At 61.0% G+C, this 3,709-nt stretch carries 4 protein-coding genes and 1 pseudogene; 3 read left to right on the top strand and 2 right to left on the bottom strand.

Annotation, left to right across the window (positions count from 1 at the left end; genetic code table 11):
* Positions 1-209 (top strand): annotated as a pseudogene (locus KBT70_RS16060) (OmpH family outer membrane protein); the annotation flags it as partial.
* Positions 210-283: 74 nt separating this feature from the next.
* Positions 284-748, top strand: a complete 465-nt coding sequence (gene fabZ / locus KBT70_RS16055; RefSeq protein WP_296636275.1) for a 3-hydroxyacyl-ACP dehydratase FabZ — start codon at positions 284-286, stop codon at positions 746-748.
* A gap of 20 nt (positions 749-768) precedes the next feature.
* Here fabZ and KBT70_RS16050 read toward each other — a convergent pair whose 3' ends face one another.
* Entirely contained in the window at positions 769-1,242 is a 474-nt protein-coding gene (locus tag KBT70_RS16050; protein WP_296636271.1) for a DUF2059 domain-containing protein, read from the bottom strand.
* Positions 1,243-1,399: 157 nt separating this feature from the next.
* Here KBT70_RS16050 and KBT70_RS16045 point away from each other — a divergent pair, with 157 nt between their 5' ends.
* Entirely contained in the window at positions 1,400-2,485 is a 1,086-nt protein-coding gene (locus tag KBT70_RS16045; protein ID WP_296636268.1) for an ABC transporter ATP-binding protein, read from the top strand.
* 10 nt (positions 2,486-2,495) lie between these two features.
* On the opposite strand, the gene KBT70_RS16040 is transcribed toward KBT70_RS16045, so the two are convergent.
* Positions 2,496-3,709 (bottom strand): CTP synthase (locus tag KBT70_RS16040; RefSeq protein ID WP_296636264.1); only part of this gene is annotated, 1,214 nt, incomplete at its 5' end.

The following is a 3,709-nucleotide window of genomic DNA, read 5'->3' as shown; positions in this document are numbered from 1 at the left end:
TGCTGTCGGAATTACTGAACGAGGCCAATGCGATGGTGATGATTGATGCGCGCACCGTGATGCTGCACACCAGTGCGGCGGATGTGACGGAGCTTGCCGTGCAGCGGATCAACGCGGCAATTGGCGCGGGTCCTTTGGCACCTGAGGCGGCCCCAGAGGCGGCACCGGAACAACCGGCACCAGATCAACCAGCCCCTACCAGTGACTAGGCGACGCAAGTGATCTTGCCCCGTGCCGCGCGGATTGCTAGGCACATGGCGCAAGGCACGTGAAAGGACAGCCCATGACCGAGTCCCTCAAATCCGCGGATATCCATCTCATTCAACGGATCATCCCGCATCGTTATCCCTTTCTCTTGGTGGACAAGGTGGTGGATATCGACGGCTATCAATCGGCGCGGGGCATCAAGAACGTCACCATGAACGAGCCGCATTTCCAGGGGCATTTTCCGGGCAAGCCGATCATGCCCGGTGTCACCATCATCGAGGCGATGGCGCAGACGGCCGCCGTGATGGTGGGCACAGCCCTCGAGATGCAGGACCGTAACATGCTGGTCTATTTCATGGCCATCGACAGCGCCAAGTTCCGCCGCATGGTGGTGCCGGGCGATGTGCTGGAAATGAAGCTGCGCACGACGCGGGGCAAGCCGGGGGGCAAGGTCTGGAAATTCTCGGGTCTGGCAGAGGTCGAGGGTGACCTGGCCGCAGAGGCCGAGTTCACCGCCATGATGGACCTTCCAAAAGCGTAAATCCGCGCCAGAGCGCGGTCTTACTTGGGCATGGTGATCGCTTCAATCTTGGGCATCATCTCGGGCATCGCCGCTTGCAGGACGGCGGAAATCATCGGCTGCTGGATTTGCGCCAGTTGCGGCATCTTGCGCATGACAGCACCGCCGTGTTCCGAGGTGTAGAAATCGCGCAGCGCGGTCAGTTCTTCGAGGGTCATGAGATCGGCCATGATCTCATCCTGCTTGCGCATGACATCGGTCAGGGGTTGAGTCAGGTGATCCAGAAAGAGCTTGTCGATTTGCATGATCTGCTCTTCGGACATCGGCTGACGATTGGCGGCCATTTGTTGCACCATCGGTTGCCAGAGTTGCCGGATGAATTCCTGGATTTCCATATCGGTCATGGTGGCGTCGACATATTCCTTGGCCATGGCGACACGGGCGTCGCGGTCGTCCTGCGCATGGGCGGGGAAGGCAAGGCAAAGCGCAACCAAAGCGCCGGTCAAAATCCGCATCGGATAAACTCCTGAGGGTGAAATGTGACCACACCCAAACACCTCTGTGCGGGGCTGTCAACGGGCCGCAGGCATATGGCTTGCACAGGGGCCGTGGGGTTGATATTCCCAGCGGACAAAACCCGATAGAATTGATCGGAAAGACCAAGAGGCCCCGGTGCAGACCCCAATCCCCCGGCTGGAAATCAAGAACCTGATGCGCCTCTATGATGGGCGGCATGTGGTCAACAATGTCTCGTTGCGGGTGATGCCGGGGCATGTGACCTGTCTTCTCGGGCCGTCAGGCTGTGGCAAATCGACCACGCTGCGGATGATCGCCGGGGTCGAGATGCAGGATTCGGGCGAGATCTGGGTGGATGGCAAACTCGTGTGCGACACGGTGTATCGCGTGCCCCCGGAGCGACGCCATATCGGGTTGATGTTTCAGGATTTCGCGCTCTTTCCGCATCTGAGCGTGGCGCAGAACGTGGCCTTTGGTCTGAGCGGGGACAAGGCCGCCAAGAGCGCGCGCGTGGGCGAATTGCTCGAACGGGTTGGTCTCTCGCGCTATCTCAACGCCTATCCGCACGAGCTTTCGGGGGGCGAGCAGCAACGCGTGGCGCTTGCCCGCGCGCTTGCACCGCGTCCCGGTATCATGCTGATGGACGAGCCTTTTTCGGGCCTCGACAACCGCCTGCGCGATGGCATCCGTGACGAGACGCTGGAAATCCTGCGGGAACAGGATACGGCGGTGTTGCTGGTCACGCATGAGCCGGAAGAGGCGATGCGCATGGCCGATGAAATCGCGCTTATGCGCGATGGGCGGATCGTGCAGCAGGGCGCGCCCTATAACGTCTACAACGCCCCCGTGGACCGCAGCGCCATGGCGTTCTTCTCAGAGGTCAATGTGATCCGAGGACGGGTGCGCGGTTCCTTGGTGGATACGCCCTTTGGCCAGTTCCTCTCGCCCGGCGCTTATGAGGGCAGCGAGGTCGAGATCGTGATCCGGCCGCAGCACATCAAGATCGACTTTGACCGGCATGGGCGCGGGCCCAATACCACGCCGCAGGATGGCACGCCCGCGCGGGGTGTGGTCGAGCGCGCGCGCTTCATGGGCTCCGAGAGTCTGGTCGAGTTTCGTATGGATCACGACGGATCGTTGCTCAAGGCCACCGTGCCCAATGTGTTCCTGCCCAAGCCCGGCAAGGCGCTCTGGCTGATGATCCGGCGCGACCGCTGTTTCCTCTTCCCCGTCAAGGGCTGAGGCGCGCGCCTCAGACCAGCCGCGAGGTTGCAATCGCCGCGCGCACGAAATCGGCAAAGAGCGGATGCGGCGCGAAGGGCTTGGATTTCAGTTCTGGGTGATATTGCACGCCGATGAACCACGGATGATCCGACCATTCCACAATCTCGGGCAGGCGGCCATCGGGTGACATGCCTGAAAACGTCAGGCCACAGCCTTCGAGCTTTTCGCGATACTTGGTGTCCACCTCATAGCGGTGGCGGTGGCGCTCATCAATCGTGGTGGTGCCATAGATCGCCGCCACGCGGCTGCCTTCCTTGAGCACGGCGTCATAGGCACCCAGACGCATGGTCCCGCCCTTGTCATCGCTGACCTTGCGGCTGACCTTTTCGTTGCCCTGCACCCATTCCTTGAGATGATAGACCACCGGCTCGAACCGGCGCTTGCCGGCCTCGTGGTCGAATTCCTCTGATCCGGCATCCTTGAGGCCCGCGACATTGCGCGCCGCCTCGATCACCGCCATCTGCATGCCGAGGCAAATGCCAAGGTAGGGGATTTTGCGGGTGCGGGCGAATTCTGCCGCCTTGATCTTGCCCTCGGTGCCGCGTTCGCCAAAGCCGCCGGGCACGAGAATGGCGTGAAAACCTTCGAGATGTGCGGCGGGGTCCTCACGCTCGAAAATCTCGGCATCGACCCATTCCACGTTGACCTTGACCCGGTTGGCCATGCCGCCGTGGATGAGCGCCTCCTTGATCGACTTATAGGCATCCTCAAGCTGCACATATTTGCCGACGATGGCGATATTGACCACCCCGTCGGTATTCTGGATGCGGTCCACCACATCGAGCCACACAGTCAGGTCCGGCTTGGGCGCGGGGCTGATCTGAAACACGTCGAGCACGGCCTGATCCAACCCTTCGCGGTGATAGGCCAGTGGCGCCTCGTAAATCGACTTGAGATCATAGGCTGCGACCACATGCTCTTTGCGGACATTGCAGAAAAGCGCGATCTTTTCGCGCTCCTTGTCCGGGATCGGCTGTTCCGAGCGACAAACGAGAATATCGGGCGCGATGCCGATGCTCTGAAGTTCCTTGACGCTGTGTTGTGTGGGCTTGGTCTTCAACTCGCCACTGGCGGCGAGATAGGGCAGGAGGGTGAGGTGCATGAAAATGCACTGTCCGCGCGGGCGGTCATGGCTGAATTGCCGGATCGCCTCAAAGAACGGCAGCCCCTCGATATCGCCCA

It is taken from the genome of Roseovarius sp., from assembly GCF_018066915.1.
Classification (GTDB): domain Bacteria; phylum Pseudomonadota; class Alphaproteobacteria; order Rhodobacterales; family Rhodobacteraceae; genus Roseovarius.
The sequence above is the reverse complement of the archived record's forward strand: the minus strand, read 5'-3'. Positions and strand labels throughout refer to the sequence as shown.

Excerpts from the sequence above, each read along its gene's own strand:
- fabZ (WP_296636275.1), top strand. The coding sequence starts at position 284 with ATGACCGAGTCCCTCAAATCCGCGGATATCCATCTCATTCAACGGATC.
- KBT70_RS16050 (WP_296636271.1), bottom strand. The coding sequence starts at position 1,242 with ATGCGGATTTTGACCGGCGCTTTGGTTGCGCTTTGCCTTGCCTTCCCC.